The organism is Streptomyces bullii, from assembly GCF_042657145.1.
Classification (GTDB): Bacteria; Actinomycetota; Actinomycetes; order Streptomycetales; family Streptomycetaceae; genus Streptomyces; species Streptomyces bullii.
Map to the genome: position 1 here is coordinate 1 of NZ_JBHSNY010000009.1, position 23,173 is coordinate 23,173.

A 23,173-nucleotide genomic window follows, 5' to 3' on the forward strand; every position below is an offset into this window, starting at 1 on the left:
AGGGCCCGCTCCCGCTCCACCAGCAGCGGCAACGGCTCACTGCTGGTCACCAGCTCCCGCAGCGGATGACGGGCCAGCACGGCGTCGACCTCCGGGGTGAGCGCCGCCGCCAGCCGCGCCGCGGCCGGGCGGTCCTCGTCGCGCAGGGCAGCCGCGGCGGCCAGCACCACATCCCTCCCGCCGCCGTCGGGCACACCGGCGGCGGCACGCTCGTACAGCTCGGCACCCTCCTCCAGGACCAGCCCGGGGTCGATGCCGGCCGGAACCTTTATCCCGGCGACCCGCCGCCAGGTGGTGACCGGGTCGCCCCACGCCTCCACGCGGTAGGTCCATTCGCCCACGGCGTCCGCGGTGATCTCGGCGCCCCACCGGTCCGTGCCCGGGGCCAGTTCCCGCATCGGCGTCCACGGCCCGGGACGGCCCTCCGGATCCTTCAGGACCACATTGGCGGCGACCGCGTCATGTCCCTCACGGAACACGGTGGCGGTGACCTCGAACGTCTCTCCCACGACCGCCTTGGCCGGCAGCCGGCCGCACTCCACGGCCGGCCGCACGTCCCGCACGGGGATCCGGCCGATCGCCTGGGTCGTCCTCATGAGTCCTCACCTCCATCGTGCTCGACGCCGGGCCGGAGCCCGGTCGGGGATCAGGGGCCGAACTTCCCCCGGAAGGGCGTCATGTGCCTGCCGGGGAACGCTCCGCCGCGGGCGGGCCCCGCCGTACGGCACCGGCCGGGCGGGGTCGTTCCAGCTGCTCGCGCGGCGGGGACTCCTGCAGGTGCGGGCGGGAGAGCCGCAGATAGGTGACGACGTTCGTGCGCAGATACCGCTCGGCGGCGTCCGCCGCCTCCCGCGCACAGCGCTTGCCCATCAGCACGCACAGGGTGTAACCGGAGTCCTCGAAGGTGGCCCGCACCGTGCGGTCGGCCGGTGCCGCGAGCATGACGCGTTCCCAGGCCCGGTAACGCCGCAACTGCCGGGCGACCTCGGCTTTGGCGGGTAGCAGCATGGCGCCGTTCACCTCACCTTTCCGGGCTCGATGGGGCACGTTCTCCCGACGGTCGGGCGGCGGTCGTGCGCGCGATGGCACGGACCCCGTAACGGCGATCGAGTTCTTCACACATGGTGCACGCGTGATGACGCACCGTCTTGTTGGATCTTCAACCACTGGAGTGGGTGCCCCGATGAGCGCTCCACCGCCTCAGGTGTGCGCTCGTGTTGCACGAATGGACTAGCACCCTCAGGCTGAGGGGTGACTCAGAAGCGATAAGCGCTCACGTTCCGTGTTCGGGGCTCGTCCCGCTGGGGCGAGAAGGAGCGGGAGCTTCGCGGTGAGGAGCCAACCGATGAAGACCGCAGTGCCCTGCTACTACCACCTCGAGGTGGAAGTGAGCCCGGAACGGGTGGGACAGGTCAGCCGCATTCTGGCCGCTCACCTGAGGTACTGGGACCTGGAGAACCTGGTCGAGCCGGTCTGCGGCGGTGCCGAGATGCTGCTCAGGGCCATCGACGAGTACGCCACGGACAAGAACACGTCCATCGAGATGTGGTGGAACGGACAGCACCTCATCACCGCCATCGGCGACAACGACCGCGCCCTGCGCCCCGACCAGGAGCTGCGCGGCTGCCTGGAGCACCTCGCCGCGATGAGTGACGGCTGGGGCTGCTGCGCCACCGAGACCGGCAGCAAGGTCATCTGGTTCTCGCAGCGCGCCCGCGCCGGCGAACGCGTCCCGCTGGTGCCCACCGCACCCGCCCCGAACCTGCGCGAGGGCCTCGAGGTGCCCCGCGAGGTACGGGTCGCCCAGCTGGCCGACCCGGCCAGTACGCCGAACGAGGTCCTGGAGGAGGCCCGGTGACCCGGCGGCGCGAAACCCGGACAGGGGTGCCCGCCTGGAGCGGGCACCCCTACCCGCTGGGCGCGGCCCACGACGGCGAGGGCACCAACTTCGCGTTGTTCAGCGAGGTCGCCGAACGCGTCGAACTGGTGCTCGTCGACGACGACGGCAGCCACACCCTGGTGCCGCTGACCGAGGTCGACGGCTTCGTGTGGCACGGCTACCTGCCCGGCGTGGGCCCCGGCCAGCGCTACGGCTACCGGGTGCACGGGCCGTGGGCCCCGGCACTCGGCCACCGCTGCAACCCGGCCAAGCTGCTCCTCGACCCCTACGCGCGGGCCGTCGACGGGCAGATCGACAACCACCCCTCGCTCTACGAGCGCAATCCGGACGGGCCCGACCCGGCCGACAGCGCCGGGCACACCATGCTCGGCGTGGTCACCGATCCGTCCTTCGACTGGGGCGACGACAGCAGGCCCTGCCGGCCGTACGCCGACACGGTGATCTACGAGGCCCACGTCAAGGGCCTGACCCGCACCCACCCCGACGTCCCCGAGGAACTGCGCGGCACCTACGCCGGGCTCGCGCACCCCGCGGTCGTCGAGCACCTGACCTCCCTGGGCGTCACGGCGGTGGAGCTGATGCCGGTCCACCAGTTCGTCCAGGACGGCGTGCTGATGGACCGGGGCCTGGCCAACTACTGGGGCTACAACACGATCGGCTTCTTCGCGCCCCACAACGCCTACGCCGCCCACGGCACGCGCGGCCAGCAGGTCACCGAGTTCAAGCAGATGGTCAAGACACTGCACGCGGCCGGGCTCGAGGTGATCCTCGACGTGGTCTACAACCACACGGCCGAGGGCAACGAGAAGGGCCCCACCCTGTCCTTCCGCGGGATCGACAACTCCTCCTACTACCGCCTGGTGGACGGCGACTGGGAGCACTACTACGACACCACCGGCACCGGCAACAGCCTGCTGATGCGGCATCCCTACGTGCTGCAACTGATCATGGACTCGTTGCGGTACTGGGTCACCGAGATGCACGTCGACGGCTTCCGCTTCGACCTGGCGGCGACCCTGGCCCGGCAGTTCCACGAGGTGGACCGGCTGTCGGCGTTCTTCGACCTCATCCAGCAGGACCCGGTGATCAGCCGCGTCAAGCTGATCGCCGAGCCGTGGGACGTCGGCGAGGGCGGCTACCAGGTCGGCAACTTCCCGCCGCTGTGGTCGGAGTGGAACGGTCTGTACCGGGACGCCGTACGGGACTTCTGGCGGGGCGAGGACCACACTCTCGGCGAGTTCGCCTCCCGGCTCACGGGGTCGTCGGACCTGTACGCGCACAGCCGTCGCCGCCCCCGCGCCAGCGTCAACTTCGTCACCGCGCACGACGGGTTCACCCTGCGCGACCTGGTCTCGTACAACGACAAGCACAACGAGGCCAACGGTGAGGGCAACCAGGACGGCGAGTCCACCAACCGCTCCTGGAACTGCGGCGCGGAAGGCGACACACGCGACCCGGCCGTGCTGGAGCTGCGCGCCCGCCAGCAGCGCAACTTCCTCGCCACGCTGCTGCTGTCGCAGGGCATCCCGATGCTCTGCCACGGCGACGAACTGGGCCGCACCCAGCGCGGCAACAACAACGCCTACTGCCAGGACAACGAGATCTCCTGGATCGACTGGCGGCTGACCGACGAGCAGCGCGACCTGCTGGAGTTCACCCGGCGCGTCATCGCCCTGCGCATCGCCCACCCCGTGCTGCGCCGACGGCGCTTCTTCCGCGGCGAGACCGTGACCCACGCGGGCCAGCCGCTGCCCGACCTGGTGTGGCTCGCGCCGGACGCCCGGGAGATGACCGACGACGACTGGCAGCGCGCCGACGCGCACAGCGTCGGTGTCTTCCTCAACGGCGACGCCATCGCCGAACCCGACCGGTGCGGCAGGCCCGTCGTCGACGACTCCTTCCTCCTGCTCCTCAACAGCCACTGGGAGCCGGTGGACTTCCGCCTGCCGGACACCACCTACGGGGAACGCTGGACGGCCCTGATCGACACCACGGACCCGTCGGGCACGCCCGACGAGGCGGAACACAAGGCACACACCCGACTGACGGTCGGCGCCCGCGGTCTGGTCCTGCTCTCCCGCCCGTCCCGCAGGGCGGCCGGCTGAGAGGGCGGTTGCCCGGTCTGGAGCCTGGCGCGCCCTTTCCCGGACGTCCGGGAAAGGGCGCGCCAGGCCGGTGAGACCCCGCTCAGCGCCCCCGGCGTGACGTCACCGTGAACTGTGCGCCGTCCGGGTCGCGCAGCACCGCCTCGTCGCTGCCCTTGGACAGGACGCTGCCGCCGTGCAGTTCCGCGGCGCGGGTGCAGGCGGACACGTCCGTCACGGTGAAGTGAACCTGCCAGTGCGGCCGGATCGTCGGGTCGGGGGCGGCCTCCAGCGCTCCCGACTCGATGCGCGCCACCACGTCCCCGCGGCTGCGCAGCACCACCTCGCCGCCTTCGTACTGCACCTCGCAGCAGCCGGGAGTGTCCGAGGCCCAGTCGAGGACCTCGCCGTAGAAGATGGCGGCGTCGAAGGCGTCACGCGTGTGGAGGGTGATGAAGGCCGGCTGAGCGTGCCGCCAGGTCTCCCAGTCGGTGAACAGCTCCCCCTCCCAGATCCCGAACGTCGCCCCGTCCCGGTCGGCCAGCAGCGCCGCGCGCCCGGGCGGCAGGGAGATCGGCCCGACCGCGGCCGTGCCCATGCGCTCCTGCACCCGGGCCACCGCCTCGTCCGCGCTGCGCACCGCGAAGTACGGCGTCCACGCCACCGCCATCTGCCACATGGTGGCGACCCCCGCGATACCGGCCACCGGCGCGCCGTCCGCCAGGGCGATGCGGAAGCGGTCGCCCAGCCGGGCCGGCCGCCACTGCCAGCCCAGTACGGCCCCGTAGAACTCCTCGGTCGCCTTCAGGTCCCTGCTGGTCAGGCTCACCCAGCAGGGCGCTCCGAACACGGAGTGCGTGGACATCTTCGCACCGGCGGGGGAGGGCATGTCGTGTTTCATGGCAGTCGCGTCCTGATCTCGTCGGCCGGCAGCCACCGGAGGCATGACACCAGTGTCCGACCGGAACCGCTCGGGGCGCCTGTCGAGTACCCCCGCGACGCTACCGAAACGGCGGCGGAACCCGGGGCGGGCCGCCCGGTGGCACGGTGCGGCGCGAGTGAGGACGATGGATGGGTCGGACCACGGCGCACCGCACCGGAGGTGACCATGCCCACGGACGGGGGCGGCTCGGAGCGGATCTTCGAGCTGCAGGAAGAGGTCCAGCAGCTGAAGGAGGCGGTCGTCTCCCACGCCGTCGTGGACCAGGCGATCGGCATGATCGTCGCCCTCGGCCGGGTGGCGCCGGACGAGGGATGGGCCGTACTGAAGGAAGTCTCCCAGCACACGAACATCAAGCTTCGCAATGTGGCGGAGATGATCCTCATCTGGGGACGCGCGGGTGTCATGCCCCCGGAAATAAGGGCCGAACTGGAGGACGCCCTGGACCGGTTCGGTCCCACGCAGATCCCCGGAGCGCCGCCGGAGCGGTGACCCGCCCGGCGGCGCCGGATGCCGTGCCCGCTCCTCAGCGGACCTCGGTCGTCAGCTCCTCCCGCAGGTGGGCGAAGCAGCTGCTGAGCAGCCGGGAGACGTGCATCTGCGAGATCCCGAGCTGCTCCGCTATGCGGCTCTGCGTCATGCCTTTGAAGAACCGCAGGTAGAGGATGACCCGCTCGCGCTCCGGGAGCGCCTCCAGGCAGGGCTTGACGGCGACACGGTTGACGACGATGTCGTAGGCCGGGTCGGGTCCGCCGATCGCGTCGCCGAGGGCGTACCCGTCGGTCCCCGGCATCTCCGCCTCCAGCGACAGCGCGGAGAAGCACTCCAGCGCCTCCATGCCGGTGCGCACCTCGGCCTCGGTCAGATGCGCGTACTCGGCGATCTCCGCCACCGTCGGGGCACGGCCCGGAGCGGTCTGCGACAGCTCCTTCCCGGCCTGCCGCACCCGGTTGCGCAGGTCCTGGACCCGGCGCGGCACGTGCAGGGTCCACATGTGGTCACGGAAGTGGCGCTTGATCTCGCCGGTGACCGTCGGCACGGCGTACGCCTCGAAGGCGTTGCCGCGCGCCGGGTCGTAGTGGTCGACGGCCTTGACCAGGCCGAGGGCGGCCACCTGGTAGAGGTCCTCCAGGGCCTCGCCGCGCCCCCGGAAGCGGACGGCGATCCGCTCGGCCATCGGCAGCCAGGCCTGGACGAGTTCGTCCCGTAGCGCCTTGCGCTCGGGCCCTTCGGGAAGCTGTGCGAGACGTTCGAACGCCGCGGCGGTGTCCGGGGCGTCGTCGTGGGGGTGCGATGTGGTGCTGCCGGTGCGACGCATGTGCGCACCTCCTGAGCAGGTGCCGAATGGACAGACACCGTGGGAAGCGCGGACTCGGACCTGGCGGAGAACACCGGGGTCGGCGGACCGGATCCCACGGACGTGCCTCCTGTCCGAAGCACTGAAGTGCCCATTCCCGGGCACGGATATTTCGAAACAAATAAGACAATACCGGAATCACGCTCGGCTGGGTCTCTCTGGCGTTCTCTTGGACCGACGGCCAGGCTCAGCCCCCGAGCGGCCTGCGAGATGCCGATGCGCCGTCCGGCGGCGGATCGGGTGCCGGACCAGGTAGCCCGCCCGGGCCGGACCCTGCCGACCGGCGGGCCGCCCGCCTGCTGCTCCCCCGGTGGCCGAGGCGCGGCTGACCGAGCGGCGCAGACGCCGCGCCGCCCTCGTACGGAGCCGGCCGGCCCGGCTGGTCGCGGCGTACCGGCAGGCCCTGTACGCGGCGCTGCCCCGCCCTGCGCAAGCTCGCCGACACCCTGCACGAGGACGCCGAAGAACTCATGAGGCGGAATACCCGCCCCGGAGTCCGCCGTCGCCAGTACCGGGCTCACAGCACCGGCGGGCAGGTCGTTGTGGGTGGTGTGCAGGCTGTGACCCCGAGGCTGATGCTCGCACAGCGGTACAGCGAAGCGTCTCGGCGCAGCCTTCCGGAACGGCCGGCCGATGGTTGCCGTAGGTGCCGGTTCGGCAACGGCGCGCACCCCGAGCGCAATCAGGGTGCCGTCGCTGCGCGCCCCCGGTGACCGGTCGCGGAAGGCGCGACGGGGGCGGCGGCAGCTCCTCGGCTCCGCTGTACTCGATCTCGACGGGGCGCCCGGCGAGAACCGCGATGTCCTCAGTCAGCATCTCCTGGCTGCCGCCGAAGGCGCCGCCCAGGCGTGCGGCGGTGACGTGGACGTTGTGCGGGGACAGGCCGAACAGGCTCCTGATCTGCGGTCACGCACGACATGGCACTCCGGTGCGGTGTGCTGTACCCGGGGGAGGCGGTAGGTCCGGAATGGACGGCGTGGTGTGGATCCGGTGGGCGAGGTTGCCGCCGGAGGCAGGCGAGCCGCGCCGGGCAGGATCGCCTGTTCTCGGCGGCGGGCGGGACCCAGTAGGTGATGCGCACCAGTCGGCAGGCCTCTTCGGCGGTGGCCGCGCTGTAGGCGACGGCGGCGGCGACGCGCTGCCCGACATGACGCACCACGGCGTCCAGGACACGGGTGTCGGGGGGCGTCCTCCGTCCGCTCGTGCAGGGCGGTGGCGGCGGTCCAAGCATGCCGGCGTGCCGGTGCGGGAAGCGCACCACCTTCGTGTGCAGCCGCGTGTCCGGGGTGCATATGTCCAGGGTGAAACGCGCGGTGCCGTACACGTCGGCGCGGGCCGCCGACGGCTCCGGACGCGGGGCGGCTGCCGCGTCGGTGCGGCGGTGTGGGCATCTTGCCGTCGAGGCTCACCCTCGTCCCGGTCTCGTCGATGCCGACGCAATCACCGCCGACAGCAGTCCCCCGTTCCGCGACCCGCGGATCCCAGGAACTTTCTTGAGAAACGCACCCCAATTCCCTTCGGACCGGCTGCAGTCCGCGCAGACGACGGGCCGCCAGCATCGCTGTTGACCTTGGCCGACCCGTAGCTGCTGCCGATCACCAGAATCGCGCTCAGAGCCAGAGCCAATCAAGCGGGGCCCGATACCCACTCGGCAATCCTCAAGCCACGTCCAGCGCGACCCATGTCACGCCACTTTCCCGGGCCTGAACGTCGCGCACCATGAGCGCACGGGTTCCCGCGCTACCGTCGGTGCGAACGGCAGCGCGGGAACCGCTGGGGCTGCGAAACCCAGAACGTCATGGATCTGGCGATAGTTCACCTGGCGTCCCGCGTTAGCAGGCCTCGAAATACGGACGTGCCACCTTCGCCGCGACGGAGACTGGGCGGAACTCCCGGTCGGTGAACACGCGCCAGATAAACTCCCCGGTGGACATGTCGAACCGGTGCCATTCCTCAAGTGGGTCGGTCCGTGCGACGACAGGCCATTCCTCCGGGCGCTTCGATGCATCGGCCAGCCAACAGTACGACGCTTCAGTCACCGATACACCCCAGAGGATGAGACCGCTCTCCTCAAAGACCCGGTACGGCTCAAAGAAGGAACGCACCTGCGGGCTGTCCCGTCGGCTCTTCAACTCCTCCCACCTCCCGACCAGACTATACGGATCAGTGGAGTCCACCGGCAGCAGCAGTTCCAGGTATCCGCAGAAACTGCCGGGGCCGAAGACTTCGCAGATCTCCTTGAAGTCGGCAGGCAGTGGCGTGCCGAACTCGCGCTCGACACCGCTCCACTCCATCTCCTGCCGCCCGGCCTGCCAGCCGGTCAAGGATACGAGTTCCCTCACCCATTCCATGACGTCTCTTTCCTTTCCTGACGTCAGCCCGTACCGGCGACGTACTGCCACGGATACGATCCGCCATCCCCGTCGATGACCTGGGCGTACCCCGTCAACGTGGGTTCCGTGCTCTTGCCCCGGTAGGTTGCGGTGATGGTGTAGTAGACCGTGTTGCCCTTCGCCAGCTCCTCTGTGATGGCATCCTCCCACCCCCGCATGTCGACCTGGTTGACGCGCCAGGGCAGCGATACCAGATTCCGGCGGTCCGTCCCGCTGCCGCCGAAAGTCCGGGCGAGGAGATGTGCGCGGTCATTCCCTGACCTCGGCTTCCATCCCTTCGGAGCGTTGTCCCAGTCGTCGGGCGAGTCCAACGGCCAGGGAGCTGGACTACCGATGATCTTGGTCGTGAGATTCGGTCCCTGCAGTTTCCCTTCGTCGTCTGTGTAGTTGATGTCCGCGGCGGTCAGGCACGCGTTCACGCCGGTGGCGCGTCCCTGGGAATCCAGCGGCTTGTAGAAGACCTGACTCTTCCCCTTGCGGCAGTCCCCCTGGTCGAAGGGGAGCTGGTCGACGGCGGGCGTCCACTCCACCTTCTTCTCCGGAGTGACGAGCAGACCCTTGCTGTAGTCCGGCCGGTCACCCGGTTCCGACTCGTAGCCGCTGGGCGCGGTGGACGTGTTCCAGCCGATGCCGTCCAAGAAGACCTGGACGGCCGTCAACAACCCACCACCGCCTTTCGGGGCCGTCTTAGTGGTCGACCCGCCGCCCGAGAACCAACTGACGGGGTTCCACCACTCGTGGCCGTCGAGTTCTACCCTGCTGGCGGGGTTCCCGCCGGTGAAGGCGTACCGGTTGCCGGTGAAGGGGTCCATGCCCAGGTTCATGTCGGCGAGGGCGCCGCTGTACATGTCCCGGGTGGTGAAGCGGTTCAGGCCCGGGTTGTAGTCGCGGAAGCCCATGTCGTATGTGCCGGACTGGGCGTCCCACCGCTTGGCGTTGAAGCGGTAGGGGTTGTATGCCTCCTTGGTCGGGTCGGCCGCGTCCGGCTTGTCGATGCCCGTGAACTCCGACTTGTCGTCGGCGCCGTAGGCCGTGTAGCCGTATGTGGCTTTGGCGTCGCCGTTCTTGTCCGTGAGGGTCTCGACGTCGGTGTGGCCGTTGTAGCCGTAGTAGCCGTCCTCGGTCGTGCCGTCGCTGTTGTGCTTGACCTGCGACAGGCGCTCGCCCCACGGGCTGTACTGGTACGACTTGGTCAGCTCGCCGGCGACCTTCTCGTCCAGGACCTCGCTGGACAGGCCCAGGTACTGGAAGGTCGTGGTCTTGCCTTCCGCCGTCTTGGACGCGGTGCGGTCCAGCGGGTCGAACGTGAAGGTGGTCGACTTCATCGCACCCGTGGCGTCCATCTTCTGGGACTCCACGACGTGGTCGAAGCCGTCGTACACGCTGCGCTCGATGATCTTGCCGCCCGACGTCACCGACTCCTGACGGCCGAAGGGGTCGTAGTTGTAGGTGGACGTCGTCCCGCCGACAGCCGTGGCGCTGAGCAGGCGGTTGCGGTCGTAGTCGTAGGTGGTGGTGACGTCCTTGATGGTCTGGCTGATGACGTTGGCGTTGTCGTCGTGGACGTAGGTCTCGGTGCCCGCGCCGTTGCCGGTCTTTACCACCTTCTTCAACCGGTCGGCCGGGTCGTAGGTGTAGTCCGTGGTGGACGACAGGTATGTGCTCTTGTCGTCGGCGTTCATCTTCTTCGCGACGTCCTGCGCCTTGTTCCCGTTCCGGTCGTAGGCGTAGGTGTGGGAGTTGACGAGAGTGCCGTTGGGTTTCTTCTCTGTCGACGACTTCAGCACCGCGTCCAGGTAGTACGTGTAGTCGACGGTGTTGCCGTTGGCCTTGGTCTCCTGGAGCTTCAGACCACGGTCGGTGTAGGTGTAGGACGTCACCTTCGGGTTGGTGTCCGTCGCCGTCTTGCCGACCCAGACCGTCTTCACCAGCTCACGCAGGTCGTACGTGTACTTGGAGAACTGGTCCGGGTGCGTAACCGTCTCCGGCTGGCCGTTCGCGTCGTACGTGTACGACGTGGACTTCCTCTCCGTGCCGGACAGCGACTCGGTCACCTTCTGGACCTGGTTGAGGCTCGTGTAGGTGATCGCATACGCGTCGATCTTCGCGGTCGAGGAGGTGTCGTCGATCTGCGTCAGGTTGCCGTTGAGGTCGTAGGAGTAGGCGAAGTCGTTCTTCTCCGTGTCGGCCGGGTCGCCGCTGGTGTCACGGACGAGCTTCACACCGTCCGCGACCACCACGCCGCCGCTGTTCTGGAACAGCTGCAGCTTCGCCGCGTTGCCCTGCTTGAAGGAGTAGGAGCCCAGCGCGACCCATGTGTCCTGGTTCGCGGTCGCGTTCTGGTCGATCGTCTTGTCGACCGTCCCGGTCCCATGGGTGAGCGTGTACTTGGCCGTCGTCGCGGCGCCCGTCACCTTCGGGAACTTCACGTACGCCGTGTACGTGCCGTCCTTGGGGACGTTGAGTGTCCACGTGAAGGCGTCGGTACCGGTACCCGCTGTATGGGTCTCGTGGTTGTAGCCCTGCTGGCCGGCGATGTCTCCCTTCGCCCAGGTGCCGGTCTTCGAGGTGTTCTGGCTGTCGGAGTTGTCCACCAGCACGACCGACTTGCCCACCGGGACGCCGTCGTCCGCCCGCGACTTCAGCGAGCCGTCGGGGTAGTACGACCACGTCATGGTGCGGTCGGAGGAGCCGCCCGCCGAGGTCAGGGTCCGCTTGGTCTGCTGACCCGTCTCGTTGTAGTCGTAGGTCGTGACGATGTCCCACGGGTCCGTGGACGACTTCACCCAGCCGTTGTCGAAGTGGCTGAAGCTGGTGTCGTTGCGGACCGTCTCGCCGTCCGACGGCGGCAGCGAGGTCTTCGCCACCCGGCCCACCTTGTCGTACGTAGTCTCCGTGTAGACGTTGGGATTGTTGTAGCGGGTGTCCGCCGGGTCGTAGGGCAGGTACTGCTTGAACGGACGGTTCAACGCGTCGTACTCGGTACGGGTGGTGAAAGCGGTGGTCGTACCGGCCGCGACGGCACGCGGGGTAATGACCTTTGTGGTGTTGCCGACCTGGTCGTACTCGTACTTCGTCGTGCGGTACGTGATGGTCGACGTGCCGTCGTGCGGGACCTTGACCTCGATCTGCTTGCCGCGCTCGTCGAAGCTGATGAGCGTGGTGTTGTTCTCCGCGTCGGTGGTCGAGGTGACCAGCGAGTCCTTGTCGTAACCCCGCTTGGTGGTCTTGCCGGCCGCGTCCGTGACGACCGTGACCCGGTGGTTCAGATCGTAGTCGGTCTTGGTCGTGTAGTCGGTCGTGTCGGCCGTGGCGTTCTTCTTGGGGTCGATGACCTTGGTGACGTTGCCGACGTTGTCGTACTCGTAAGAGAGCTTGTCGCCCTTCGCGTTGACGACGGAGGTGAGCTGGTAGATCTCGTTGTAGTGGTTCGTTGTGACGTAGTCGGTCGTGTCCGTCGTTGTTGCCGTGCCCTTGGGCTCCGTCGTCGTCTTGAGGTTGCCGACGTTGTCGTATGTGTACGTCGTGGTGCGCGGGTTGGTCTGATTGTTCGCCGGCGCTGTTGCCGACGTGATTTGGTCCGTGGTGTCGTACACCGCAGTCGAAACCGCTCCATTCGGTGCCGTCGACTTGGTGACGTTGTCGTTGGCGTCGTACTCCGGCGCCGGAGTCGTGATCAGAACGCCCGCGTCCTGGTCCTTGGGCACCGTGTTGACCAGCGGCCGTCCGAACGTGTCGTACGTCTGAGTAGTCACCTTCTGGTTGGCGTCGGTGACCTTCGTGACCTGGCCGCGCTCGTCGTACTCGTACTTCTCCGGGATGCTCTTCGCGTCGGTGATCGTCGTCGGGTAGCCCGTCGGGCCGAAGTCGCCGTACGTGGTGGGGTTGCCGTTGGCGTCGGTGGCCTTGGTCAGTTGCCCGTAGGAGTCGTACGTGTACTTCGTGGTGTAGCCGTTGGTGGTCGGCTCACAGACGCCCGTGGTCCAGGTGGCCGTGCCCTTGGGGTCGGTGACCGTCTTGAGGTTGCCGAAGCAGTCGTAGCCGAACTTCCAGGCGCGTCCCTCGGGGGAGGTCTTGCGGACCAGGTCGGCGGAGTAGCCGTCGGCGCGGGTCTGGTACTCGTACGTCGCCGCGTTGGCGGGCCACTTGGAGGGGTCGGTCACGTTGGCCGTGCCCGTCCAGCAGGTGGTCGCCTGGTCCGGCACGCCCGTCTTGTTGTTCTCCGCGTCGCGCTGCCAGAGCGGGTAGCCGGTCTTCTGGTCGTAGCAGTAGGCGGTCTTCGCCCCGTTGTCCTCCTCCAGGTACGTGACGTTGTTGTCCGAGTCCCAGCTCATCTTCGCCGTCTGGGACTTGGCATTCGTCGTCTGGACCGGGCGGCCGAAGTCGTCGCTGAGGTACTTCGTCGTGCGGGACTCGGCATCCGTGATCGTCGTGTCGGTGAACTTTGTGTTCGTGGCGTTGGGCGCGTAAACGAACCCGGTGTCGTAGCCGAGGCGGTCGGTGATGGTCTTGGTCCACCAGTGGTACTTCGGGTCGTCCGTCGGCGGCTGGTTGTAGGCGAGCCGGGTGCTGTTGCCGCGCGGGTCGGTGGCGGCCACCAGCTTGACGTTCTTGTTGCCCTGGACGGCGTCGTAGGTGAACTTGAAGACCTTCGGCTGGCTGGAGCCGTTGCCGTCGACCATGCGGCCCAGCAGGCCCGTGTCGGTGTAGTAGAAGGAGATCCGGCGTCCGGAGATGTCCGTGATGGACGCCACGTGGTCGTAGATGTCGGGGTCGGTGAGGTTGGTGCCTGAGACGAGGGCCCCGCTGTCATTGACGTACGAGTAGGTCGCGTCGCCTCGGAGGTAGTAGCCGATGCGCAGTGACTTGCGGCCGGCCGGGTCGGTGATGTACTTGAGGAACTTCGTCGGCCTGTGGTTGGACTTGCGTTCCTCGTAGGTGTACGTCTGCGTGTTGCCGTTCTTGTCGACCACCGAGGTCAGGTAGCCGTCGCAGCCGAAGAGGAAGCGCGTGCCGTCCGGGCGCAGCATGGTCCAGGCGTCCGGGACCGGGTCCTTGTTGGGGGTGCAGTCCAGGCCCGCCTTCATCGTGATGCGGTAGTGGACGCCTGCCGGGGCCTTCCAGGTGCCGTCGGCCTGCTTGCGGAAGACGTGGGTGGTGCCGTCGCCGTCCGGGAGACGGATTTCGGTGGCGTTGGCGTTGGGGTTGGGGTGGAAGTCCAGGTGCCCGCCCAGCCGGATGGGACCGGCCAGCTGCGCCGACCAGCCCGGACCGGAGACGGTGTCGGAGGTGTCCAGCGAGTTGTAGGCGAACCGCGCGAAAGTCGTCAGACCGCGGCCGGGGTTGGTGAACGCGTTGTAGGACCAGACGCTGTTGCCGAAGGCGAGGTTGTTCATCACCGTCGAGCCGGCGCCGGTGTTCTTGCCGGTGTAGGAGTAGAACTTCTCCAGGCCCAGGGTGTTGGAGGTGGGGTCCTCCACGGCCACGTTCTGCTTCAGCGGCGGGATGCCGCCGGTGCCGGCGGACAGCCAGCTGCCGTCGGAGACCTTGCGCACGTCCCAGCCGAGCACGTACTCGGTGCGCTTGTTGCCGGAATCGGAGTTGATCGGTGTTTTGACCTGCGCCTGGAGCACGGCCGACTGGCCGGGCGCAAGGGCGGGGATGGCCGTGGTGGCCTGGTTGCCGCCGTTGGTGACGTCCGTGCCGTCCGGCAGCTTCCAGGTGTAGGACAGCTGCCGCTCACCGGCTGCCCAGGCGGTGCTGGTGGTGTTGGTGACCGTGAAGTCCACCGTGTAGGTGGAGTTGGGGGTCATACGGGCCGGGGTCTGCGGAGCGTAATAGGTGTCGTCGGTGGTGGAGTCGACGTAGATGACGCGCAGCAGCGGGCCGAGCTGGTAGTCGGACGCCTCCGAGGCCAGGAACAGGGTGCGCTCCTGCGGGCCGGTGGACGACTCGTCCTTCAGCCTGACCATCGCCCCCTTGTTGGAGGTCGGGGTCTTGATCCAGCCCTGGGTGAGCGAGGTGGCGTCCCAGTCGTGGCGGCCCACCTCCGACACCTGCGCGACGGTGTCGGAGACGGTGCCGGAGTGGTCACCGCCAGCCGTGGTCCACGCCGTGGTGGACGTGGCGTTGTTCCAGGTGGCCGACGTCTCGGCGAAGTCCCGGTTCAGACTGCGCAGTTCGTAGATCGCGCCGTCGGTGCCGGTGGTGGTCTCCGCGCCCCACATGAACAGCCGCGACTCGGTCACCGTGGCCGTGGTCGGGATGTCCGACGTGGTGAACTTCATCACCGCGCGGGTCTTGCCGTACGTGGAGGAGTTGTTGCCGACGCTCAGCCACTTCTGGCCCACACCGAAGGACTGGATGGTGTCCTGGTTCGTGGTCGGCTGCGCCGAGGACAGCGTCGTGTCGGCGACGCCGGAGGTCCCCTGGATCAGCCGCATCGTGCGGCCCGTCTTGGGCACGCCCACGATGCGCGTGGGCGAGCCGAGCAGCTGGCCGTCCGCCGTCTTGACCGCGAGCTGGTAGTAGTACGACCGCCCGATCTCCCCACTGTAGGAGTTCGGGGTCGGAGTCGCGGTGGTGTCCGTGTACGTCGTGGCCGACTTGTCGATCGGCGCGATGAGTGTCGCCGCGGACGGCGTGAACGCCTGCTGCGTGGAGCGGTGCAGCTGGTACTCCACGATGTCCAGGCCCGCGTCACCGGTGGTGTTGGAGTACGCCTTCCATGACAGCTCAGGGCCGGTGGAGTGCACCACGGTCGGCGAGTTCAGCGTCGTGCCGACCTTGCCGTAGGTCACCGTCAACCGGGGGATCGTGGACGTTTCGCCGCCGTAGTCGCTGCCGTCACCCGCCTCATAGCGCGGTCCGCCGGTCGGGGCCGTCGACGACTCGTCCGTGGCCTTCAGCACGAAGCCGTTGTTGGTGGCCGTGCCGTCCAGCCACTTCTGCACGGTGTCCGTGACCGGGAACTTGTGCCACTGGTTGTACTCGCCGGTGTTCTTCACGATCGTCGCCGGGTTCACCCAGCGGACCGCGTCCGCGATCACCGCCGTCGAGCTGTCGGTGTCCCCCAGGACGACCTTGCCGGCCGTGCCCTTGGCGAAGTCGATCTGCGCGCCACCGTTGAGCGAGGCCCACACCCCGCCCGAACCGGCCGTCTGGTTCACGGTGTAGGTGGCGGTACCGTCCTGCCCGGTCACCGTGTACGGGGCGGCCGTCGACCGGTCCGAGTACTGCACATAGTGCGCGTCGACCCGGTAGGAAGCCGTCTCCGGGATCCTGGGCTGCCAGGTGTAGGTGTCAGTGGTGATCGAGTCCTTGTTGTACAGGTAGTCGCCGTCGATCCCGTACGTCTGCGACCCCGGCTTCCACGAGCCGACCGCCGCCGTCGTCCCCGCATCCCCGTCGTCCACCTGCACGCTGGTCCCGGACAGCTCGCCCACCAGTGAACTGGTGTTTGACCAGGTCGCCGTCGACTCACTCCACGCCCCGGTCGCCCGGTAGGCGCCCATGGTGACGTCATTGGCGTTGGTGGTGTGCGCCTGGTCGAAGTACATCTCCAGACGCGCCGAGTCGATCTGCGTACCCGAGGGGATCTCGCTCAGCGGAAACTTGATCAGCGACCGGGCCGTGCCCGTGTCGGTCTTGCCCGCCGACAGCTTCCAGCTGGTGTTGAAGTTGACCGACGCCTGGTCCGACAGGACCATGACATCCTGGGAAGCGGACGGGCTCGGCGCGATCGTGATCGTCGGGTCGATGACGACCGGATACTGCCGCTCCTTCGACGCGAGCCACTTCGCATCCGGGGTAACCGTCAGCTTCCAGGAGTCGCCGTCCTTGGTGAGCTTCTGGCTGACCTTGGTGCTGTAGGTCTGGCCGAAGACGGAACGATTCGCCTTCTTCGCGTCCGTCATGTACGGCGCCGGGATCACCAGCTCCGGCGTGTGCGGCAACTCGCCGTACAGCGCGATCGAGCCGTCCTTGCGCGCCTTCGGGGTCAGCCCGTCGGTGTCCAGCGTGAAGGTGAACCTCACCGGTCCGTCGGGGCGTTCGGCGAGAGTGATGTTCTCCTTCACCCGGCCCGGGCCGACCACGTACTCAAGGTCCGCACCGTGCACCACGTCCCGGTAGGTGACCGTGGAACCCTTCGCCGTGGGCTTCAGGTCCTTGTCCACACCGTCCAGACCGAGGGTGACCGACCGGCCGCTCGGCGAGGCGAACCGCACCAGCCGGTCGGCGTCCCCGCCGAACCAGCTGCGTCCGTTGTTGGTGGTGTTGGCGAAGTCGAAGCCCTTGGCCCTCGTGTCACGGACGGTGGTACTGATCGCCTTCCAGGCCGCCTTCTTGCCCGTGCCGGAGCGGTACGACGTCGCAACCGCCGACAGCTCCGCCTCGATCCGGCCGTCCGACAGCTGCCAGAACCGCGCGTGCGCCGTGCGCCGGCCGGTCAGCTCCTTGACCCGCTTCGCCCGCGGAGCGACCTTGCCCTTCGGCAGCTTCTGCCGGTCGGCTATCTCCAGTTCGTCATACGACGGAGGATTTTCACTTCCCTCGTCATCGTCCGAAAACCAGCCTTTGACGGTATCGACAATTCCCTTGCCGTCATCGTCTTCAGCCGGCGCCGCATAGGCGACCTGGGGCAGCGCGGTACTTGTCACCGCGGATACCACCAGGCACGCCATAAGCCTGCCCAGTCTGGGTCTCACGCCAAACCTTTCCTCGAATGTCACGGACCAAACACGCCGCCGGAAACCGTCTCCACCTGTATGGATGAAGGTCACAGACAGCGGCGCCGGGTTTCTATTCACTCCGGTGACACGTTGTCAAGCGCCGGGACATCCAGGCCAGTTGGGGCGAAACTGGGCGGGTGATGTCCGTTATCTCCGTTCACTTGCCAGCCGTTCGCGGCATCCGATATAACCGCCCGGATCAATTCCGAGTACTCCGATTACGAGGGAGACATTTCATGGCCGGCGATATCCGGGAATCCGATGCACCACGCCCGGACCCGACGGAATCGGAAACGCAGGCCGATCCGGAACCGGGCGGCGATCCGGACGACCTGGTTTCGGTCGGCGCCGGGGAAGGCGCGCTGTCGGAGCACACCGAGACTCCGGCCCGCGAGTCCTCCCGCCGCCGGCGCGCGGACCGGGCCGGCTTGTTGATCGCCGGCGCCGCGCTGGCCGCCTGCGGCGGGCTCGTCCTGTACGGCGTGCTCGACACCGGCGACGCGGTCGACAGGCCGGAGCGCCGCATCCCCACCGCCGCGGTGACCTACGAAGTAACCGGCCAGGGCACCGCCGACATCACCTACCAGGCCCGCAGCGAAACCGGCCAGGCCGTCGTCGTCAAAGCAGCCACACTGCCATGGCGCAAGACCGTCCACGTGCCGCTCGGCAAGGACCCGATCGTCAACATCGTCCTCGGCGAAAAAGGTGGACAGGCCCGCTGCGCCCTGGCCATCCGCGGCACACACGTCCAAAGCGCCACCGCCACCGGCACGTTCGGCCGCGCCACATGCTCCGGCACACTGGCCCGGACCGCCGCGACCCGAGGCTGACATCCCGCTGTCAAGCAACGGTCGGCATGTCGCACCAGGCGTGCGAGAGCGGGCAGGGGAAAGGCAGCGAGTCCCTGCCGCGTCCGCCGGAACACCAGCGGCCCAGCCGGCCCAGGGCCGGACCGCGCGCCTGGGCAGGTCCGGAGGATGCGCGCCGCCGTACGGAGCCGAAACGCCGACGGCGAGTCCACCGCCGGAACTGTCCTTGGCTCCGACCGGCTGAAGGGCATCGGACAGGGCACAGGAGGGGTGATCACCACGCCGCTGTTCGTCGGCTCCAACACCCTGCACCCGCCGTCCGTCATGCCCGGCTGCTCCAGGCCGTCGGCAAGACGGAGCCACTCGGCGGCCGGCCCGTTGATCTTGGCGTGGAACGTGATGTACCGCACGCTCGGGCAAGCGCTTTCGAAGGTCGTCGGCGGATTCTTCCTGCGCACGGCTTGATCAGCGATCAAAAGGGGTGAACTGCCAGGCCACAGCGCATTCTGCTCATTTGACAGTGCCCTGAGCACACAGATAGGAAGCAGCTTCCAGAGGTCGAGAGGTGCACTGTGTACGAGCCGAACGTGGTCGGGGACTGGCACGAGTACGACGAGCATGCCGGTCTGCGGGTCCGCGTCCACCGTCTGGAACTCGCCGAGCCGCCGCGGGGACGTGACGACGCCGCCGAGGGCCTGACGTACTTCAGTCTCCGCGTGACCGTCGAGAACCGCGGCAGCCGCCACTACGGCATCCACCTCGAGGACGGCCAGGTCGACGTGCGGATCGGCTCGGACGGTGAGAGCGCGTTCATCGACTGGCGCAACTCGCAGTTCATCGAGGGCTTCGACGTCTACCCGCTGCGCCGGGCCACCGCCGTGCTGTACGCGGCCGGCCCCGAGGCGTCCCTGAGCCATGTGGACGTCCAGGTTCAGCTGCGGGTCGAAGAAGAGTGGACCGACCGGCGGCTGTGGGCGGGCGGCATCGGGGTGCACGAAGGGGTCGTCGGGGCCCAGCCGGGCGCGGCCCGGGAGAGCCTCGCGCACCAGGTGAGCGTCTTCCTGCAGGACCAGGCGGAGGAAGGCACCGCCTGAGCCGGCGTCGGCGCGCCCGTCAGGGCGTCAGTGCGGGATGCCGTCGATGATCTCGCGGGCGCCCTGTCGCAGCAGCGCCACGGCGACCGAGGTGCCGAGCGTGGCCGGATCGAGCCGGCCCGCCCACTCGTGGGCGTTCAGGCGGGTCTTGCCGTCCGGGGTGAACACACAGGCCCGCAGGGACAGCTCCCCACCGCGGTCCACACGCGCGTACCCGGCGATCGGGCTGTTGCAGTGCCCCTGCAGGACGTGCAGGAACATGCGCTCGGCGGTGGTCTCCCGGTGGGTGTCCGGGTGGCCGAGGCCGCTGACGGCGTCGATGAGGTCGGTGTCGTCCTCGCGGCACTGCAGGGCGAGGATGCCCGCGCCGATGGGCGGCATCATCGTCTCGGGGGAGAGGACCTCGCTGATGACGTCCCGGCGGCCGATGCGCTCCAGGCCCGAGACCGCGAGCAGCAGCGCGTCCGCCTCACCGGCGGCGAGCTTCTCCAGACGCCGGTTGGCGTTGCCGCGGAACGGCACGCACTCCAGGTGCGGGTGGCTGGCGGCCAGTTGCGCGACCCGGCGCACCGAGGAGGTGCCGATGCGGGTGCCGTCCGGCAGTTCGTCGAGGGTGAGCCCGCCCGGGTGCACGAGGGCGTCGCGGATGTCGTCCCGCTTCAGGAACGCGGCGAACACCGTGCCCGCCGGCAGCGGCCGGTCGGCGGGCACGTCCTTGACGCAGTGCACCGCGAGGTCGGCCTCACCGGCGAGCAGCGCGGCATCCACCTCCTTGGTGAACGCGCCTTTGCCCTCGACCTTCGACAGGTCGCCCATCCACTTGTCACCGGTCGTCTTCACCGGCACGACCGCGGTGCGCACACCGGGATGGAAGGCCGCCAACTCGGCCCGGACACGCTCCACTTGGGCGAGCGCCATGGGCGAGTCGCGGGAGACGATACGGATCAGTTCAGGGACGGACATGCGGACACGATAGACCCTCGGTGAGGGGTGCCCGTGCCGTATCGCCCGAACCCCGGACCGCCGTCGGCGCGTTCACTCATGTCGTTCACCCCATGACGTTCGCCGCATGTCGTTCACCACACCTCGTTCACCGCGTCGTTCGGCGGACGTCGCCGTCGACCGTGTCGGCGCTCCAGGAGACGAGCCGGGCGGGCAACGGGCCGGACCCGTCGAGCACGTGGGGCACGAACGCCTCGCGCTCGTGCGCCAGCAGTGCCGCCTCCCACACGCAGGGCGCGAGCCCCGCCCGGCCGGAGTTGCCCCGGCCGCACGGCGGGGCCGGTGAAGAGGGCCAGGTCCGACGTGTGGCCCTCGATCCAGGTGTGGACGAGGACGTAGTCCCCGTCGCCGCCGGCGTGCACGATCAGCACGGCGAGCCCGAGAGAGCCCCGCTGTCGCCCCGAGTCGCAGATGGGCCTCGGCGATACGCAGCGCCGCCTCGGCGTCCGCCTCGGCCGCGGTGCGGCCCGGAGCCCGGAGGGCGTACACCTTCACCAGATGACCGGCGGCCTCCCATGTCCCCAGGGGCCGGGCGGAGCGGCCGTGGTGCGCGTCGGCGAGAGCGAGCCATGCCGGGACGCTGTGCGGCGCCGCCACCCGCACGGATCGGGCGAGCGGCGGAGACGGGCCCCGGCCGGGGACCCAGTACGCCGGCCGGAGCCCTGACCGCCGGCCCGCGTCCGGGCCGGCGGCCGGAGCCCGCGCGGCTCAGGCGTTCGGGTCGAAGGCGATGCCGGACGGTTTGGCCGCCGCCAGGTGGGAGGTGAAACTGCCGTCCTTCAGGCCGAAGTTGGCGCTGCCGAAGTCGTGCGCGGTCAGTTTCTCGCGGATGCCCGCCGGGTAGCCGTTCCAGCCGACCAGCGGCGGGTACTGCCAGGTGCCCTTGTGGTTCTCCGGCGGTTCGTCGCCCGAGCCGGCCCGGCGGAAGCAGTGCGTCCTGATGCCGTCCTTGTGGTAGACGATCTTCGGGTGCGTGCCGTCGAAGCGGACCGCCGACCGCGCGTGCACGGTGAAGGAGCCGTGGTTGGACGTCGAGACGTACTGCACCGTGCCGTTCTGCACCCACACCACGACGTGTTCCCAGTCGTGCCGGTGCCCGCCGATGCTGCTGCCGGCGACGGCCTGGTCCTTCTCGAAGTACAGGGCGTAGACGATGGCGCACCAGCCGTTGTTGCACTTGGAGCGCGCGTAGCCGTTGGTGTTGTCGAGGTCGGCGGCGTCGTGGCAGCCGCCGTTGAGGGAGCCGGTCGGCTTCAGGCCGCCGTTGACCGTGCCGTCCGCGCTGATGGCGGGTGTCGGGTAGCAGCCGTCGGTGTCGTAGTCGTAGGCGGGCTGGTACGTCTGTTCCAGCGCATCGGCGTTGGCGGGCAGCGCCGGGGGCGGTGCTGCGAACGCGGTGGTGGGGAAGGCGACGACCAGGGCGGCGGCACCGGCCAGGCCGGTGAGCCATCTCCTGCGGTGGGTTCGGGGTGTAGGCGACGACACTGCGTCCTCCTCTTGGTCCGGGCGCAGCCCAACGGCTGTGGGGAGCGGGGGAGTTCAGCTTCCCGATTAGACGCGTCCATGCCAAGAGGGGGTGGGTGACTCCGTGATGAAGAGCGGCCGAGGACCTGGTGACCGGCGCCGGTTCACCCCAGGTCGTCCGGAAGGTCGGCCGCCGCCTCCTCGGGCGCGAGGTCCGGCCGCAGGCGCACCCAGGACGGCTGGCGCAGCATCCCCTCACGGGTGCGGGTGCTGTAACGGACCTCGCCGACCAGCGACGGCACCACCCAGTGGGCGCCCGGCGCCGGCGGGACCGGGTCGAAGGGGCACACCTCGGTCTCGGCGGCCCGCAGCAGCGCGGCGAGCTCCGTCCGCTCGGTCTCGCTCCAGCCGGTGCCCACCCCGCCGACGTACCGCAGCCGCCCGGCGGCCCGCTGGCCGACCAGTACGGCGCCGGGCAGACCCGTCAGACGGCCCTTGCCGGGCAGCCAGCCGCCGATCAGCACGTCCTCGGTGCGCATGTTGCGGATCTTGACCCAGGCGCGGGAGCGCACTCCCGGCTCGTACGCCGAGTCCAGCCGCTTGCAGACCAGGCCCTCCATGCCGTGCTCGCGGGTGGCGCGCAGGGCCTCGGCGCCGTGGCCGACGAGCGCGGCCGGGGTCGACCAGGACGGCCCGGCGAGGCCGAGGTCCTCCAGTGCGGCACGGCGTCCGGTGTAGGGGAGACGGAGCAGGGAGCGCCGGCCCAGGTGCATCAGGTCGAACAGCACGAGGTGGACGGGAACGGTGGCCGCGCGCCGCGCCGCCCTGCCGGGCGCGTGCGCCAGCCCCATGCGGGACTGCAGCAACTGGAAGTTCGCGCGGCCCTGTTCGTCCAGCGCGAGGATCTCGCCGTCCAGGACCGCGGGCGTGGTGCCGAGGACGGTGCCTAGCGGCAGCAGTTCGGGGTACGCGGCCGTGATGTCCTGCCCGGACCGGGCGCGCAGCAGCACGCCGCCGTCCCCGGGGAGGTAGATCACCACGCGCTGACCGTCCTGTTTCGTCTCGTAGGCCCAGCGCGCGTCCTGTGTGGCGGGCGGCAGAGTGCCGGGCGTGGCGAGCATGGGAGGGATCAGCGGCAGGTCCACGGGTGAGTTGTGGACGCGTCCGTACGCCCTCACGCGCGTTCGCGACCGGTTTCCCCTGAACGGCGCCACTCGGGCGCCCACCGGACGCCGGCGGCACGGCGCGGCCCGGGGTCCGGCCGGCGGTCGCTGGCGAGGGGCCGGCCGCGCGACGGTCCGGCCCGTGGCCGCGCGCGTCTCCCCCCCCGTCGACGGGGGACCGGGTGCTGTCGTGGCGCCCACCGCTGCGGGCCGGTCCTCCGCCAGTGCGTTCCTC

The 23,173-nt window shown here is 69.1% G+C and carries 16 protein-coding genes; 6 read left to right on the top strand and 10 right to left on the bottom strand.

Translation table 11 applies throughout. From position 1 onward, the window contains the following. Together ACFPZJ_RS25115 and ACFPZJ_RS25120 are read right to left on the bottom strand one after the other, a co-directional pair. The coding region (locus tag ACFPZJ_RS25115) for a maltotransferase domain-containing protein (protein WP_381025805.1) at window positions 1–596 on the bottom strand (596 nt) is incomplete at its 3' end. 79 nt (window positions 597–675) lie between these two features. Beyond that, entirely contained in the window at window positions 676–1,008 is a 333-nt protein-coding gene (locus ACFPZJ_RS25120; protein WP_381025808.1) for a DUF5133 domain-containing protein, read from the bottom strand. Window positions 1,009–1,345: 337 nt separating this feature from the next. On the opposite strand from ACFPZJ_RS25120, the gene ACFPZJ_RS25125 reads away from it, so the two are divergent. Together ACFPZJ_RS25125 and glgX are read left to right on the top strand one after the other, a co-directional pair. After that, window positions 1,346–1,858: a pep a2 gene (locus ACFPZJ_RS25125; protein WP_381025811.1), complete on the top strand. Its 513-nt coding sequence runs from the start codon at window positions 1,346–1,348 to the stop codon at window positions 1,856–1,858. Beyond that, window positions 1,855–4,005, top strand: a complete 2,151-nt coding sequence (gene glgX, locus ACFPZJ_RS25130; protein ID WP_381025813.1) for a glycogen debranching protein GlgX — start codon at window positions 1,855–1,857, stop codon at window positions 4,003–4,005. Before ACFPZJ_RS25125 ends, glgX begins: the two co-directional genes overlap by 4 nt. Before the next feature lie 82 nt (window positions 4,006–4,087). Here the strand turns inward: glgX and ACFPZJ_RS25135 are convergent, their stop codons facing one another. Next, on the bottom strand, window positions 4,088–4,885 hold the full coding sequence (locus ACFPZJ_RS25135; RefSeq protein WP_381025816.1) for a VOC family protein: 798 nt from the start codon (window positions 4,883–4,885) through the stop codon (window positions 4,088–4,090). 207 nt (window positions 4,886–5,092) lie between these two features. On the opposite strand from ACFPZJ_RS25135, the gene ACFPZJ_RS25140 reads away from it, so the two are divergent. Then, on the top strand, window positions 5,093–5,416 hold the full coding sequence (locus ACFPZJ_RS25140) for an ANTAR domain-containing protein (protein ID WP_381025818.1): 324 nt from the start codon (window positions 5,093–5,095) through the stop codon (window positions 5,414–5,416). A 34-nt stretch (window positions 5,417–5,450) separates the two neighbouring features. Here ACFPZJ_RS25140 and ACFPZJ_RS25145 read toward each other — a convergent pair whose 3' ends face one another. The 3 genes from ACFPZJ_RS25145 to ACFPZJ_RS25155 all read right to left on the bottom strand — a co-directional run bounded on the left by ACFPZJ_RS25145 (window position 5,451) and on the right by ACFPZJ_RS25155 (window position 17,358). Continuing rightward, complete coding sequence (locus ACFPZJ_RS25145) at window positions 5,451–6,242, bottom strand: RNA polymerase sigma factor SigF (RefSeq protein WP_381025821.1); 792 nt, start codon at window positions 6,240–6,242, stop codon at window positions 5,451–5,453. Between the two features lie 1,871 nt (window positions 6,243–8,113). Then, window positions 8,114–8,605, bottom strand: a complete 492-nt coding sequence (locus ACFPZJ_RS25150) for an SMI1/KNR4 family protein (protein ID WP_381025824.1) — start codon at window positions 8,603–8,605, stop codon at window positions 8,114–8,116. A 50-nt stretch (window positions 8,606–8,655) separates the two neighbouring features. Then, window positions 8,656–17,358 carry a golvesin C-terminal-like domain-containing protein gene (locus ACFPZJ_RS25155; RefSeq protein ID WP_381026650.1) on the bottom strand — a complete coding sequence of 2,901 codons (8,703 nt, stop codon included), beginning with the start codon at window positions 17,356–17,358 and terminating at the stop codon, window positions 8,656–8,658. Between the two features lie 284 nt (window positions 17,359–17,642). On the opposite strand from ACFPZJ_RS25155, the gene ACFPZJ_RS25160 reads away from it, so the two are divergent. The 3 genes from ACFPZJ_RS25160 to ACFPZJ_RS25170 all read left to right on the top strand — a co-directional run bounded on the left by ACFPZJ_RS25160 (window position 17,643) and on the right by ACFPZJ_RS25170 (window position 19,309). Next, window positions 17,643–18,236: a hypothetical protein gene (locus ACFPZJ_RS25160; protein ID WP_381025827.1), complete on the top strand. Its 594-nt coding sequence runs from the start codon at window positions 17,643–17,645 to the stop codon at window positions 18,234–18,236. Window positions 18,237–18,383: 147 nt separating this feature from the next. Then, window positions 18,384–18,680 carry a hypothetical protein gene (locus ACFPZJ_RS25165; RefSeq protein ID WP_381025830.1) on the top strand — a complete coding sequence of 99 codons (297 nt, stop codon included), beginning with the start codon at window positions 18,384–18,386 and terminating at the stop codon, window positions 18,678–18,680. A 107-nt stretch (window positions 18,681–18,787) separates the two neighbouring features. Then, window positions 18,788–19,309 (top strand): hypothetical protein, encoded by a 522-nt coding sequence (locus ACFPZJ_RS25170; RefSeq protein ID WP_381025832.1) that lies wholly within the window; start codon window positions 18,788–18,790, stop codon window positions 19,307–19,309. A gap of 27 nt (window positions 19,310–19,336) precedes the next feature. On the opposite strand, the gene hemC is transcribed toward ACFPZJ_RS25170, so the two are convergent. The 4 genes from hemC to ligD all read right to left on the bottom strand — a co-directional run bounded on the left by hemC (window position 19,337) and on the right by ligD (window position 22,920). Continuing rightward, window positions 19,337–20,272 (bottom strand): hydroxymethylbilane synthase, encoded by a 936-nt coding sequence (gene hemC, locus ACFPZJ_RS25175; RefSeq protein WP_381025835.1) that lies wholly within the window; start codon window positions 20,270–20,272, stop codon window positions 19,337–19,339. Window positions 20,273–20,399: 127 nt separating this feature from the next. Further along, window positions 20,400–20,540, bottom strand: coding sequence for a hypothetical protein (locus ACFPZJ_RS25180; protein ID WP_381025837.1), 141 nt, complete (start codon window positions 20,538–20,540; stop codon window positions 20,400–20,402). Between the two features lie 479 nt (window positions 20,541–21,019). Next, window positions 21,020–21,796, bottom strand: a complete 777-nt coding sequence (locus ACFPZJ_RS25185) for an NPP1 family protein (RefSeq protein WP_381025839.1) — start codon at window positions 21,794–21,796, stop codon at window positions 21,020–21,022. Window positions 21,797–21,939: 143 nt separating this feature from the next. Further along, window positions 21,940–22,920, bottom strand: coding sequence for a non-homologous end-joining DNA ligase (gene ligD, locus ACFPZJ_RS25190; protein WP_381025842.1), 981 nt, complete (start codon window positions 22,918–22,920; stop codon window positions 21,940–21,942). Window positions 22,921–23,173 lie beyond the last annotated feature (253 nt).

Excerpts from the sequence above, each read along its gene's own strand:
- hemC (WP_381025835.1), bottom strand. The coding sequence starts at position 20,272 with ATGTCCGTCCCTGAACTGATCCGTATCGTCTCCCGCGACTCGCCCATG.
- ACFPZJ_RS25140 (WP_381025818.1), top strand. The coding sequence starts at position 5,093 with ATGCCCACGGACGGGGGCGGCTCGGAGCGGATCTTCGAGCTGCAGGAA.
- ACFPZJ_RS25125 (WP_381025811.1), top strand. The coding sequence starts at position 1,346 with ATGAAGACCGCAGTGCCCTGCTACTACCACCTCGAGGTGGAAGTGAGC.
- ACFPZJ_RS25135 (WP_381025816.1), bottom strand. The coding sequence starts at position 4,885 with ATGAAACACGACATGCCCTCCCCCGCCGGTGCGAAGATGTCCACGCAC.
- ACFPZJ_RS25160 (WP_381025827.1), top strand. The coding sequence starts at position 17,643 with ATGGCCGGCGATATCCGGGAATCCGATGCACCACGCCCGGACCCGACG.
- ACFPZJ_RS25155 (WP_381026650.1), bottom strand. The coding sequence starts at position 17,358 with ATGGCGTGCCTGGTGGTATCCGCGGTGACAAGTACCGCGCTGCCCCAG.
- ACFPZJ_RS25165 (WP_381025830.1), top strand. The coding sequence starts at position 18,384 with ATGCGCGCCGCCGTACGGAGCCGAAACGCCGACGGCGAGTCCACCGCC.
- ACFPZJ_RS25145 (WP_381025821.1), bottom strand. The coding sequence starts at position 6,242 with ATGCGTCGCACCGGCAGCACCACATCGCACCCCCACGACGACGCCCCG.
- ACFPZJ_RS25120 (WP_381025808.1), bottom strand. The coding sequence starts at position 1,008 with ATGCTGCTACCCGCCAAAGCCGAGGTCGCCCGGCAGTTGCGGCGTTAC.